This window comes from Microbacterium sp. As-52 (genome assembly GCF_049949185.1).
Classification (GTDB): domain Bacteria; phylum Actinomycetota; class Actinomycetes; order Actinomycetales; family Microbacteriaceae; genus Microbacterium; species Microbacterium maritypicum_A.
Genome location: NZ_CP188171.1, coordinates 2,668,009 through 2,679,880, shown reverse-complemented (window position 1 = coordinate 2,679,880; position 11,872 = coordinate 2,668,009). Strand labels below are relative to the sequence as shown.

The window sequence follows — 11,872 nt, the reverse complement described above, 5'->3', positions numbered from 1 at the left end:
GCTCGCCCTCATCAGACAGCGACGCGCAGCTGCGCCTTGACGAGCACGGTGGTGTCGCCGAACGTGACCTTGAGGTCGATGCGCGCGGACTCGTCGTCGACGGCGCCGACCGTGGCGACGACGGTGATATCAGCGCCCTCGTCGGGGTCGACCACGACCGGCTTGGTGAAGCGCACGCCGTAGTCGAGGATGCGCGTGGCCGGGTCGAGAGCCGCGACGACCACCGACGAGGCGATGCCCATCGTGAGCATGCCGTGCGCGAGCACGCCGGGAAGCCCGACGGACGCGGCGACATCATCGCGGTAGTGGATCGGGTTGAAGTCTCCGGACGCTCCCGCGTACCGCACCAGCGACTCGCGGGTCAGGTGTACGGTGCGCTCGGCGAGCACGTCTCCGACGGTGTAGCCCATCAGGCGGCCTCTCCTTCATCCGCGCTCGGCTCGGCACCGACCAGCAGCACGCTGGTGGCGGTGACGACGTGGGCACCCGCGGGGTCGGTGATCTCGGCCTCGCTGGTGATCATCGCGTTGCCGCCCATCATCCGGATGCCGGTGACGCGCAGTTGCGCGGTGAGCTCGTCGCCCGCGACGATGGGGCGCGTGTAGGTGAAGCGCTGCTCGGCGTGGACGGTGCGCGCGAGCACGATGCCGGAATCCTCCTGCCCCAGGAGCTGCTGGAGCGAGAGGTCCTGGATGACCATCGCGAAGGTCGGCGGCGCCACGACGTCGGAGAAGCCCGCCGCGCGGGCCGCCTTCAGGTCGGTGTGCTGCGGGGCGTCGGCGAAGACGGCACGAGCGAACTCGCGCACCTTCTCGCGGCCGACGAGGTACGGGGCCGTCGGCGGGAACTCCCGGCCGACCAGATCTTGGTTCACTGCCACCCTTCGATCCTACCGAGGGGTGGCGGCGACCCAGGCCGCGGGTCGGCTCCCGGGAGTTCAGGCCGCACGCGCGGACATCGCCGATCCGAGCAGCACCATCCTCATGCTGCGCTCCGCGGCGTCGCGCAGCAGTGCCTCGCCGTGTTCCACCGCCTGTTCGAGGGGCATCGGCACGGTGATGATCGAGGCGATCGCGTCGATGCCGATGTCATGCACGGTCGGCGCGCCGACACCCAGCGATCCGGCGATGCCGAGCACCGGGACGCCGGCGACTCGGGCGCGCATCGCGATCTCGGCCGGCACCTTGCCCCGAGGCGTCTGGAAGTCGATCGCCCCTTCGGCGGTGATGACGAGATCGGCCACCGCCATCAGCTCATCGAGGGGCTCGGGCAGCAGCCCGCTGTCGAGGAGCACCTCGAAACGCGGGGCGAGACGCGCACCGAGCACGGCGGCGAGACCCGCCCCGAGCCCGCCAGAGGCGCCGGTGCCGCCGCCGGTGCGCACATCCATCGCCGCTCCGAACGGGCTCTGCTCCTCAAGCAGACCGGCCCAGACGTCGAGGGCGTCCGCGAGCTCCTCGACCTGCTCGGACGTCGCTCCCTTCTGCGGACCGAACACCCTGGCCACGCCGCGCGGTCCGCACAGGACGTTGTGGATGTTGCAGGCGAGCACGATCTCGACCTCGCCGATGCGGGGATGAAGACCCGCGAGATCGAGGCGCACCGCATCGCGGAGATGCCGCCCGCCCGCGGTGATCGGCACACCGTCGCGGTCGAGGATGCGCACGCCGAGCGCTTCGAGCGCTCCGGCACCGCCGTCGCTCGTGCCGGAGTCGCCGCAGCCGACCACGATCCGCTCCGCACCGGCGTCCAGCGCAGAGGCGATCAGCTCGCCCACGCCACGCGTCGTCGTCTCCCCCGGGTCGCGGCGATCGCGCGGCACGAGCCGCAGACCCGCTGCCGAGGCCATCTCGACCATGGCGGTCCCGATGGCGTGCCCACCGAGCCGCGCCCAATGCGCGTCCACCGGGTCGCCGACGGGGCCCGTCACCCGTGCCGGGATGAGCTCGCCTCCGGTCGCCGCGGCGAGCGCGGCGGCCGTGCCCTCTCCGCCGTCCGGCACCGGGTACTCGTCCACCTGCACGCCGGGGATGACCCGACGAACGCCGGCGGCGATCGCCTGGGCCACGGCCTCGGCGCTCAGGCTCTCCTTGAAGCCACTGGGTGCGACCAGGATGCGCTGCGGGGTGTGGATCGACATGATTCCTCCTTCTGCGCCCGAGACGGGCGACGAGCGCCCGGTGTGCGGGCACGACGAGCACCGGTGCACCGGCGGTGCACGCGGAGTGAAGCGGGTGTGGGATGGGCCGGGGCCGCGGATCAGAGCAGCAGCGGCAGCCCCATCAGAGGCCACACCCACAGGGCGAAGACGGCCACGAGCACGAACATCGCCGGTGCCAGCAGCACCGAGAGCCGGCGCAGGTCCAGCGGGGTGAAGCCCCCGCTCACGATGTCGGGGTCGGCGAACATGGCGACCGGCTTCGCCGAACTGGGGAGCGTGTGGCAGAACCCGGCCGCGGCGGTCGAGGCGAACGCCGCCGCCATCGGGGAGACGCCGAGTGCGGGAGCGAGCGCGATCACGACCGGGACGATCGCGGCGGAGCGGGCCGACCGCGACGGGATCAGCAGGTGCGCGGCGGTCGAGATCGCGATGACCACGAGCACGAACGCGACGGCTCCCGCGGCGCCGAGCCCCCGGAGCGGGGCGAGCGCCGACGAACTCAACCAGGCGGCGGCGCCCGTGCTGGTGAGCGCGGATGCCAGCGCGAGAGTCGCGGCGAGGAACAGCAGCAGCGACCACGGCACGCGCTTGATCGCAGCGGGGAAGGTCAGGCAGCCGATCCCGGGCGTCACGGCGGCGACGGCTCCGATGAGGGCGACCAATGCCGGCGACAGATGGTGCAGCGGTTCCGTGGCCCAGAGGAGGATCACGCCGCCCAGCAGCACGCCAGCGCGTCGCTCCATGGTGCTGAGAGGTCCGGTCACGGCGGTCGATGCGGAGCGACCGATATCCGTCGCGCTCATCCGCAGCGGCGTGCTGCGGTCGTCGCGGCAGGTGAAGCGCCAGAGGATGAGCTCGCAGGCCAGGTGCGACGAGACCGTGGCGAGAGGCAGCCCGAGCCAGAGCCAGCTCAGGAACGTGAAGCCCTGCTCGCCCGCGGCCCGCAGCAGCTGATCCGTCACGATGTGCGCCCCCGCGCCGAGCAGCGAGCCGACGGCCGAGAGCAGGACCACGGTCGGCATCAGCAGGGCGAGGGCGCGGATCACCCGCTCGCGTCCGGGAAGCGCGGCCGCGACCGCCGTGTGCACCGGGACGGCGAGCGCGGCGCGCCCGGAGGTGGCGGGCACGGCGAAGGCGGTGAGCGTGAGGGCTACGGTCGTCAGGTGGAACAGGCTCCGCGGCCCGCGTGCGAACCGCAGCAGATGCGAGGCACCGCGCAGAGCGAGGCCGGAGGACGACACTGCGGAGGCGATCACGAACGCGCCGATGAGCAGCCAGATGGTCTCGTCGCCGAGGGAGGCGAAGAAGTCGCTCGCCGGCAGCACGCCGGTGACGATCAGGGCGATCGCGGCGAGGAAGGCGACGAGCGTGTCATCGAGGCCGGTGGATGTCCACGCCCACACCGCGAGCAGGAACACGGTGAGAGTCACGGCGATCGGCATGGTCACCCGGCCGGGGCCGGCGCCCTGAGACAGCGACGACAGCGCCATGGCGAGCCCCGCGATCAGCACGAGTCCGAGGGCGAGGAGGCTGAGGATGCGCCCACGCCCGAGCCGGCGCACCGCGAAGCCACCTCCGGCCGGGTTGCGACCGGGGAACGGAGTCGGGCGCTGCGGCGGCATCGTCGAGAATCGCGTGCGCTCGACCGCCGACGGCTCGGCCAGCCGGCGCGCGTTCTCGGCATGAGTATGGGTGGGATCACTCATCGGAATCGGTATCCCGCCCCGCGCACCGTCTCGATGCGATCGACACCGATCTTGCCGCGCAGTGCCCGAACGTACACGTCGACCACGTTGGAGGCCGGATCGAAGTCCATCCCCCACACGTGCCCGATCAGCTGGTCGCGCGACAGCACCTGGCCGGCGTTCTGCAGGAACACCTCGAGCAGGGCGAACTCCCGCGAGGTGAGCTCGCGCATGTCGCCGTCGACCGTGACCGTGCGGGCGCGCACATCCACCCGCACATCGCCGTGGGTGAGCACGGGCCCGGCCGCGCGTCCCTCGCCGTCGCCGATCCGCAGCCGCACCCTGGCGATGAGCTCGGCGAACTGGAACGGCTTGGTGACGTAGTCGTTCGCCCCGCTCTCCAAGCCCCGCACCGTGTCGATGACCGAGTCACGGGCGGTGAGGATGATGACCGGTGTCGCGACGCCCTCGCCACGCAGGTTGGCGAGCACGTCGAAACCGTCCATGCCGCCGAGCCCGATGTCGAGCAGCACCAGATCGAACATGCCGCTGCGGGCCATCAGCAGCGCGGTGTGGCCGTCGGCCGCCTCGGCGGTCTCGTAGCCGGCCGCGCGCAGGCCCCGGCGGACGAACGAGGTGATGTGCGGGTCGTCTTCCGCGATGAGGATGCTGCGCATCTCACTCGCTCCTCTCTGCCGCGGTGTCGAACCGCGTGGTGGTGGGTGCCGGAAGGTCGATGCCGAACGTGGCACCTTCTCCGAACACACTGTCGACCCAGGCTGAACCGCCGTGTCCATCGGTGATCGCCCGCACGATCGCGAGCCCGAGCCCCGACCCTCGTCGCGCACCGGAGCTGTCGCCGCGGGCGAAGCGCTCGAAGATGCGCTCGGCGTCGGCCACGGCGACCCCGGGACCGGAGTCGCGCACCCACAGCCGCAGCCGCCGCTCGCTCCCCTCGCCGTCGAAGCGCGAACCGATGAGGATGCGGTCACCTGTCTCGGTCACCTGTACCGCGTTCGCCGCGAGCTGCAGCACGGCCTGGGTCACCCGCTGGGGATCGAGCGCCGCCGTCCCCTCGGCCACCTCCATGAGCTGCCAGCGACGATCTCCGAGGTTCTGCGCCTTGGCCTCGATGTCGAGGGTGAGGGCGGCGGTGTCGCAGTTCGCGACCCGCACGAAGTCGGGCTGCTCGGCCCTCGCGAGCACGAGCAGGTCGGTGACGATGCGGCTCATCCGGTCGAGCTCGTCGCTGACGAGACGCAGGGTCGCCGCACGCTCCTCCGGGTCTTCGCTCAGCAGTTCCAACTGGCCGCGGACGATGGTGATCGGCGTGCGCAGCTCGTGTCCCGCATCGTCGACGAACCGCTGCTGCGTCGCGTGCACGGCCTCGAGGCGGTCGAGCATCTGGTTGAAGGTCGTGGCCACGGCCGCGATGTCGTCGGTGCCCTCGACCGGCACGCGCGCCGAGAGGTCGTGCTCTCCGATGTCGCGGGCGACCCGGTACACCTCTCGCACGGGAGCCAGGATCTGCCCGGCGACGAGCCAGGCGACGCCGGAGCTGAGCAGGATCCCGATCAGCGCCACCCACGCGATCGTGGCGAATCCCGCGTCGACCTGCGAGCGCGCCTCCTGCGTGTACTGCACGATCAGCACCGCGCCACCGCGATCACCGGTGGTGAACTCCAACCGACCCCAGCGCAGGGGGCCCACGTCGGGCGCATCCATCGCGCCGGACGCCGACGTCTCATCGAGCAGTCGGTTCACGAGCGCCTCGCCGCCCGGCACTGCAGCGAGCGCGGAGGCATCTGTCGCTTGCACCCGGCCGTTCGCGACCGCGATCACCGCCCCCTCGACGGTGGCGATCACGACCTCGTTCTCGTGCACGGACTGGCGGGCGACGTACTCGCTGACCAGCTCCTCGGCCGTGGTGTGACCACTGGCCGCGGCATCCTCCGCGAATCGGGAGAACTCGGAGGCCTCCTGCTCGATCTCGGCGTTGGCCGACTGCTCCACACCGGCGAGGAAGATGCTGCGGCCGACCATGCCGACGGCGAGGAGCGTGATGGCGGTGCTGAGGATGATCCACAGCGTGATACGCCAGCGGGCGGGCAGAGTGCGGCGGCGCAAGGTGCGCAGCGGCGCACCGGTGGCCGCGAGGCCCTGCGCCGCCGCACGCGTCGGCGCGTGCGGCGTGGCGCTCTCGTCGAGATCCAGGGGCAGGGTGGGGGCGTCAGTCATCATCGCCGCCACCGTCATCGTCGTCGTCGCCGGCGGGTGGGGCGGGCGCAGGCGCAGGTACCGGTGCCGGGGCAGGGGCCGGCGCAGGTCCCGGCGCAGGCGCAGGTGCCGGCGCAGGCACGGGCGCAGGCACCTCGCTCGGCACCGGCGGCGCGAGCTGCACCGACACGGGTTCGGTAGGGATCCGCGGCGAGGGCGGCATCTGCGCCAGCACGACGCTTCCGACCGCGAAGGCGACCGGGATCGCGATCAGGGCGCCGGTGACGAGAAGGCGACGTGGAGTGGGCATGACCCCATGATGCCCGTCGATCATGATGGGCAGATGAGCCGTGGATGAAGATCCCTTCATCCGGACACGCTCAGGCCCGCTTGCGCCCTCTGACCGCCTTGATCGCCATCTGCACCGCGATCACGACCAGATATGCCGCGAACAGCATGTTGCCGAGAGTCGGATCGACGATCGTCGCCAACCATGCCCCGAGCGCCGTCGTCGTGCAGGCGGAGACGCCGATGAGCAGCGCGGCGAGCAGATCGACGTTGCGGTTGCGGAGGTTTCCCACGGTGCCCGAGATCGCCGTCGGGATCATCATGAGCAGCGACGTGCCCTTGGCGACCAGGTCGCTGGTGCCGAACGCCAGCATCAGCACGGGCACGACGATCACGCCGCCGCCGACGCCGATGAGCCCGGCGAGGATGCCGGTGCCGATGCCCACGCCGACGAGGGCGATACCTGTCAGCCAGGACAGTTCGAACGCGGCATCGCGCGAGGGGATGACCAGGAAGAGGCTGACGATCACGACCAGCAGGAAGCCGACGAAGCCCCAGCGCAGGGCGGTCTGCGAGATGCGCGGCAGCAGCCGTGTGCCGATCTGCGCACCCACCACGGCGCCGGCGGCGAGGATGATCGCGGGGATCCAGGCGACAGACCCGGTCGTGGCGTAGGAGATGACGCCGACGCTCGCCGTCGGCACGATCGCCGCGAGGGATGTCCCTGCCGCGAGGCGCTGATCGAAGTGCAGCAGGAGCACGAGAAGCGGAACGATGACCGTGCCACCGCCCACGCCGAAGAGTCCGGAGAGGAGGCCGGCGAGAAGGCCGATGCCGATGAACGCCGCATAGGCGCGAGGCCCTCGTGCGGGGGCCTGTACGTCACTCACCGGATCAGCCTACTCGCGGCCTCCTCCCCTCTCGAACCCGCGTCGCGGATCAGACCTCGGCGTCCGCCTTGATCGGCACCGCGATCGACGCGGTCAGCGCCTGCTCGTACCGGCGCTGGCGACGCCGCAACCAGAGTCCGCCGACGATCAGCAGGGCGAGCACCCCGTAGGCGATCGCCGCGAACGGCTGCATGACGAGCGTGCTCAGATCCCCCTGGCTCAGCTGCAGCGCCTTGCGCAGCTGCTCCTCGGCCATCGGCCCCAGGATCATGCCGACCACGAGCGGCGCGACCGGATAGCCGTACCGGCGCATGAAGTAGCCGAGGATGCCGACGATCAGCAGGATCACGATGTCCGACGGCGAACTGTGCAGCGCGTAGGCCCCGAACACTGCGAACAGAAGGATGCCCGCGTACAGATACGGCCGCGGGATCTGCAGCAGCTTCACCCACATGCCCACGAGCGGCAGGTTGAGCACGATCAGGATCACGTTGCCGATGTAGAGGCTCGCGATGAGCGCCCACACCAGGTTCGACTGGCTCTCGAACAGCAGCGGTCCCGGTTGGATGCCGTACGACTGGAACGCCGTGAGGATGATCGCCGCAGTCGCCGTCGTCGGCAGGCCCAGCGTGAGCAGGGGCACCAGCACTCCGGCGGCCGCGGCGTTGTTCGCCGACTCCGGACCGGCGACGCCCTCGATCGCACCGCGGCCGAACTCGTCGCGGTGCTTCGACAGATTGCGCTCGGTCGCATACGACAGGAACGTGGCGACGTCCGCGCCGCCGGCGGGGATCGTGCCGATCGGGAAGCCGATCGCCGTGCCGCGCAGCCACGGCTTCCAGGACCTCCGCCAATCGGACCTCGTCATCCATGAACGCCATCCTCGGGTGACCGGGATCACATCGACCCCGCCGTGCCGCAACCGGGCGGCGATGTAGAACGTCTCCCCGACCGCGAACAGGCCGACGGCGACCAGCACAATGTCGACGCCGTCCGACAGTGCGGGAAGCCCCAGCGTGTAGCGCTGCTGACCGGAGAGCCAGTCGGTGCCGACCAGCCCGAGGAACAGGCCGACGCCGAGCGAGAGCATGCCGCGCGAGATCGAGCTGCCGATCAGCGCGCCGACCGTGATGAACGCGATGACGATGAGGGCCACGTAGTCGGCGGGCCCGAGGTTCACGGCGAACTGCGCGAGCAGCGGTGCGAGCAGCGTGAGGCCCAGCGTCGCCAGGGTGCCGGCGATGAAGGACCCGATGGCGGCGGTGGCGAGCGCGGCAGCGCCCCGCCCCATCCTGGCCATCTTGTTGCCCTCGATCGCTGTGACTATCGAGGCCGACTCCCCCGGTGTGTTCAGGAGGATGCTCGTCGTCGAGCCGCCGTACATGCCGCCGTAGTAGATGCCCGCGAACGTGATCAACGCCGCTGCGGGGTCGAGCGTGTAGGTGAGGGGAAGCAGCAGCGCCACCGTCATCGCGGGGCCGATGCCCGGGAGCACCCCGACCGCGGTGCCGACGAAGACGCCGAGGAAGGCGAAGGCGAGGTACTGCGGCTGCAGCGCGGTCGCGAAGCCCTCCAGGAGCAGGGTCCAACTGTCCATCAGAACATCCTTCCGAGCCAGCCGAGAGCAGGGCCCCAGGGCAGCGACAGGCCGAGCAGACCGCCGAAGACGACCTGGATCACGAGCGCGACCACGATGCCGATCAGGAACGCCATCCACCACCGCTTGGCGGCGAGCGACCACGCGACCCCGCCGAACAGCAGAGCGGCCGCCGGCGCCCACCCCAGCGGCTCGATCAGGAGCAGGTGCGCGACGACGAGACCGGCCAGCTTGGCGAGGGTGACCCAGTCGGTCGGCAGGCTCTCATCGATGTCCTCCGCCTCCTCCGCACCGCCGCGCTCCCCGCGCAGCACGCCGATGAGAACGGCGACGGCCGAGGCGAGCAGGATGACCGAGACGAAGATCGGGAAGACCGTCGGACCGGCCTTCATCCCGACGGGGACGTGGATCAGGAAGATGCCGACGACGGCGAAGACGCCGAGCGCGACCATGATTCCGGCGAACACGAGCTCGCCGAGGGGGACGGAGGGAGAGCGGCGTGCGGGTCGACCATCGTGGTCGACCCGCACCCCCTGCTCCTCGGTCCCCGATGAGGCGGGGACCGTCATGTCACTGCACCAGACCGATGTTCTTCAGCGTCGCCGTGACCTCTTCGATGTTCCCGGTGAGGAAGTCATCGAACTCCGCGCCGACCAGGAACGCGTCGGTCCACCCCTTGGTCTCCAGCTGCTCCGTCCACGCCTCGGATTCGTGCAGCTCGGTGATCACGCGCACCAGCTCGTCCTTCTCGCCGTCGGAGATGCCACCGGGGGCGATCACGCCGCGCCAGTTGGTCAGGACCACGTCGTACCCCTCCTCGGTGATGGTCGGGACATCCGGGAGCTGAGACACCGGCTCCTCGCTCGAGACAGCCAGAGCCTTGAGCGCGCCGCTCTCGATGTGCTGCGCGAACTCGCCGACGCCCGAGATGCCCGCGGCGACCTTGCCGCCGATCAGCAGCGGAACGGCCTCGCCGCCGCCGGAGTTCGGCGTGTAGTTCAGCTTCTCGGCGATCTCGGCCCCGTCGAGTCCTGCTTCCTCGAGCATGAGACCGGCGAGGATGTGGTCGGCGCCGCCCGCCGAGCCGCCGGTGATCGTGACCGCCTGGCCGTTGTCGACGACGTCTTCGACGAGGTCTTCGAGCGTGTCGTACTTCGAGTCGGCCGGCACCACCACGACGAGCGGTTCGTCGGTGAGCCGGGCGATCGGTGTGGTGTCCTCGATCCGCACGGCCGAGGCGTTGGTCTCGACCGCTCCGACCATGACCAGGCCCATCACCATCAGCGTGTTCGGGTCCTTCTCGTTGGCGAGCTGGGCGAGGCCGACCGTGCCACCGGCACCGCCCACGTTGGTCACCGGGGCGGAGGCCACGAGGTCGTCCTGCGTGAGCACCTGCGACAGCGCCCGGCCCGTCTGATCCCATCCCCCACCGGGATCCGCCGGGACCACGATCGAGACGTCGGTGACGGTGGCGGTCTCTGCTTCCCCTCCACCGTCGTCGGTCGCTGCGCTGCCTCCCGCGCACGAGGTGAGTGTGAGGGCTGCGACCGCGGCCAGCCCGGCCAGGGTTGCGATGCGTGCATTCTTCATGTGCGCTCCTCCTTGAGCGTTCGTGGTGCTGTGGCTCCACCCTGGAGCGGGAGCTGCGCCTGCTCCAGCTTCGGAAACCATTGGTCGGAGTTTCGGAACTATTGGTCACGAGCGGCTCTCCCGCCCGCTCGCACCGCACTCGCCGAAGGGCCAGAATGAGCAGGTGGCCTCGAAGATGACGCTCCGCGTGCAGTTGCTCGTGCTGCAGGCGCTGATCGTGTTCCTGGTGACCCTGGCGACCGGCATCGTGGCCGGCGCGTTCCAGGAGCAGGCTCTCCGCGAGGCGTACAAGGACCGGATGCAGGCCGTGGCCCAGTCGATCGCCGCGCTCCCGACGGTGCACGCGGCGTTCGACGATGCCGAGCCCTCCGCAGCCATCCAGCCGATCGCCGAGGTCATCCGCGAGGCCTCCGATCTCGCCTACGTCGTCGTCGCCAACGAAGACGGCATCCGCTACTCGCACCCGAATCCGGAGCGCATCGGCGAGAAGGTCTCCACCGACCCGTCGATCCCTCTCGCCGGCGAGATCTACGTCGGCACGCAGACCGGCACGCTCGGCACGTCGTGGCGGGTCAAGGTGCCCATCCGTGACGATGAGGGCGACGTTATCGGCACCGCATCCGTCGGGATTCTCGAGTCGGAGCTCAACGAGGAGTTCTCGGCCAATCTCGTCTGGCTGATCTCGGCGATGCTGGCGGCTGCTGTTCTCGGGGTGTTCGGCTCGGCGTGGGTGACCTCCATCATCCGGCGGCGCATCTACCGTCTCGAACCCCACCAGATCGCCGCTCTCGTGAAGAACCAGGAGACCACGCTGCACGGTCTGAGCGAAGGGGTCATCACGGTCGACGGCACCGGGCGGATCACGCTCGTCAACGACGCCGCCGCCCGATTCCTCGACAGGGATGCCGCCGATCTCGATGGCGAACCCGCCGCCGAGGTCCTGGGCACAGAGCTCGCCACGGTGCTCCGGGAGGGCGAGTCCGCCGGCCGGCCGGTGATCGTCGGGGCGCACGTGCTCGTCGCCCGCAGCACCGGAAGCGAGGCAGACGGCGAAGGCATCGGAGCGACGCTGCTGTTGCGCGATCACACCGAGTTGCATGACGTGGTGCGACGGGTCGAGGCCGCGGATGCGATCATCGCGTTCCGACAGCGACTCGGGCTCCCCAAGGGACTGAGCGCCGAGACGCTCGATCGTGTCTGCGCAGCTCTCGCTGCGCGCCCCGACGCTTCGGCGACCGAGATCGGCGACGACCTCGAGATCTCGCGCGTCAGCGCCCGCCGCTACCTCGAGCATCTCGCCGGCTCCGGCCGAGCGACCCGCACACTCGACTACTCGACCAAGGGCCGCCCGAGTACCCGCTACCGGTCGAACGACGCCGTCTGAAGCCCGTCACCCCTGGGACGCAGTGCCATTGTGTGCGACACTGGATCGCATTCGACGTCG

At 70.5% G+C, this 11,872-nt stretch carries 12 protein-coding genes; 1 reads left to right on the top strand and 11 read right to left on the bottom strand.

The annotated features are described in order from the left end of the window. Positions 1-11: 11 nt before the first annotated feature. From ACLFA2_RS12960 to ACLFA2_RS12910, 11 genes are all read right to left on the bottom strand, one after another. Positions 12-410: a MaoC/PaaZ C-terminal domain-containing protein gene (locus tag ACLFA2_RS12960; RefSeq protein ID WP_167255610.1), complete on the bottom strand. Its 399-nt coding sequence runs from the start codon at positions 408-410 to the stop codon at positions 12-14. Then, positions 410-880, bottom strand: a complete 471-nt coding sequence (locus tag ACLFA2_RS12955; RefSeq protein ID WP_021201099.1) for an FAS1-like dehydratase domain-containing protein — start codon at positions 878-880, stop codon at positions 410-412. Before ACLFA2_RS12955 ends, ACLFA2_RS12960 begins: the two co-directional genes overlap by 1 nt. A 57-nt stretch (positions 881-937) precedes the next feature. Beyond that, positions 938-2,140 (bottom strand): glycerate kinase, encoded by a 1,203-nt coding sequence (locus tag ACLFA2_RS12950; protein WP_426621427.1) that lies wholly within the window; start codon positions 2,138-2,140, stop codon positions 938-940. A gap of 119 nt (positions 2,141-2,259) precedes the next feature. Then, positions 2,260-3,867, bottom strand: coding sequence for an SLC13 family permease (locus ACLFA2_RS12945; RefSeq protein WP_021201101.1), 1,608 nt, complete (start codon positions 3,865-3,867; stop codon positions 2,260-2,262). Beyond that, positions 3,864-4,523 (bottom strand): response regulator transcription factor, encoded by a 660-nt coding sequence (locus ACLFA2_RS12940; protein WP_029258937.1) that lies wholly within the window; start codon positions 4,521-4,523, stop codon positions 3,864-3,866. Before ACLFA2_RS12940 ends, ACLFA2_RS12945 begins: the two co-directional genes overlap by 4 nt. 1 nt (position 4,524) lies before the next feature. Continuing rightward, a complete protein-coding gene (locus ACLFA2_RS12935; RefSeq protein ID WP_426621426.1) occupies positions 4,525-6,087 on the bottom strand; it encodes a sensor histidine kinase in 1,563 nt (520 codons plus the stop codon). Next, positions 6,077-6,373, bottom strand: a complete 297-nt coding sequence (locus ACLFA2_RS12930) for a hypothetical protein (RefSeq protein WP_136025474.1) — start codon at positions 6,371-6,373, stop codon at positions 6,077-6,079. The genes ACLFA2_RS12935 and ACLFA2_RS12930 overlap by 11 nt, the downstream gene beginning before the upstream one ends. A gap of 70 nt (positions 6,374-6,443) precedes the next feature. Beyond that, the gene (locus ACLFA2_RS12925; RefSeq protein ID WP_017829181.1) at positions 6,444-7,241 is read right to left on the bottom strand and encodes a sulfite exporter TauE/SafE family protein; all 798 of its coding nucleotides are present in this window, start codon (positions 7,239-7,241) and stop codon (positions 6,444-6,446) included. A 49-nt stretch (positions 7,242-7,290) separates the two neighbouring features. Next, positions 7,291-8,838, bottom strand: coding sequence for a tripartite tricarboxylate transporter permease (locus ACLFA2_RS12920; RefSeq protein WP_426621425.1), 1,548 nt, complete (start codon positions 8,836-8,838; stop codon positions 7,291-7,293). Further along, on the bottom strand, positions 8,838-9,407 hold the full coding sequence (locus tag ACLFA2_RS12915) for a tripartite tricarboxylate transporter TctB family protein (RefSeq protein ID WP_021201106.1): 570 nt from the start codon (positions 9,405-9,407) through the stop codon (positions 8,838-8,840). Before ACLFA2_RS12915 ends, ACLFA2_RS12920 begins: the two co-directional genes overlap by 1 nt. 1 nt (position 9,408) lies before the next feature. After that, on the bottom strand, positions 9,409-10,428 hold the full coding sequence (locus ACLFA2_RS12910) for a Bug family tripartite tricarboxylate transporter substrate binding protein (protein WP_021201107.1): 1,020 nt from the start codon (positions 10,426-10,428) through the stop codon (positions 9,409-9,411). Positions 10,429-10,591: 163 nt separating this feature from the next. Here ACLFA2_RS12910 and ACLFA2_RS12905 point away from each other — a divergent pair, with 163 nt between their 5' ends. Next, the gene (locus ACLFA2_RS12905; RefSeq protein ID WP_021201108.1) at positions 10,592-11,812 is read left to right on the top strand and encodes a PAS domain-containing protein; all 1,221 of its coding nucleotides are present in this window, start codon (positions 10,592-10,594) and stop codon (positions 11,810-11,812) included. Positions 11,813-11,872 lie beyond the last annotated feature (60 nt).

Bases quoted from the DNA above. Each gene is read 5' to 3' on its own strand.
- ACLFA2_RS12960 (WP_167255610.1), bottom strand. From the start codon at position 410: ATGGGCTACACCGTCGGAGACGTGCTCGCCGAGCGCACCGTACACCTG.
- ACLFA2_RS12950 (WP_426621427.1), bottom strand. From the start codon at position 2,140: ATGTCGATCCACACCCCGCAGCGCATCCTGGTCGCACCCAGTGGCTTC.
- ACLFA2_RS12945 (WP_021201101.1), bottom strand. From the start codon at position 3,867: ATGAGTGATCCCACCCATACTCATGCCGAGAACGCGCGCCGGCTGGCC.
- ACLFA2_RS12940 (WP_029258937.1), bottom strand. From the start codon at position 4,523: ATGCGCAGCATCCTCATCGCGGAAGACGACCCGCACATCACCTCGTTC.
- ACLFA2_RS12935 (WP_426621426.1), bottom strand. From the start codon at position 6,087: ATGATGACTGACGCCCCCACCCTGCCCCTGGATCTCGACGAGAGCGCC.
- ACLFA2_RS12930 (WP_136025474.1), bottom strand. From the start codon at position 6,373: ATGCCCACTCCACGTCGCCTTCTCGTCACCGGCGCCCTGATCGCGATC.
- ACLFA2_RS12920 (WP_426621425.1), bottom strand. From the start codon at position 8,838: ATGGACAGTTGGACCCTGCTCCTGGAGGGCTTCGCGACCGCGCTGCAG.
- ACLFA2_RS12915 (WP_021201106.1), bottom strand. From the start codon at position 9,407: ATGACGGTCCCCGCCTCATCGGGGACCGAGGAGCAGGGGGTGCGGGTC.
- ACLFA2_RS12910 (WP_021201107.1), bottom strand. From the start codon at position 10,428: ATGAAGAATGCACGCATCGCAACCCTGGCCGGGCTGGCCGCGGTCGCA.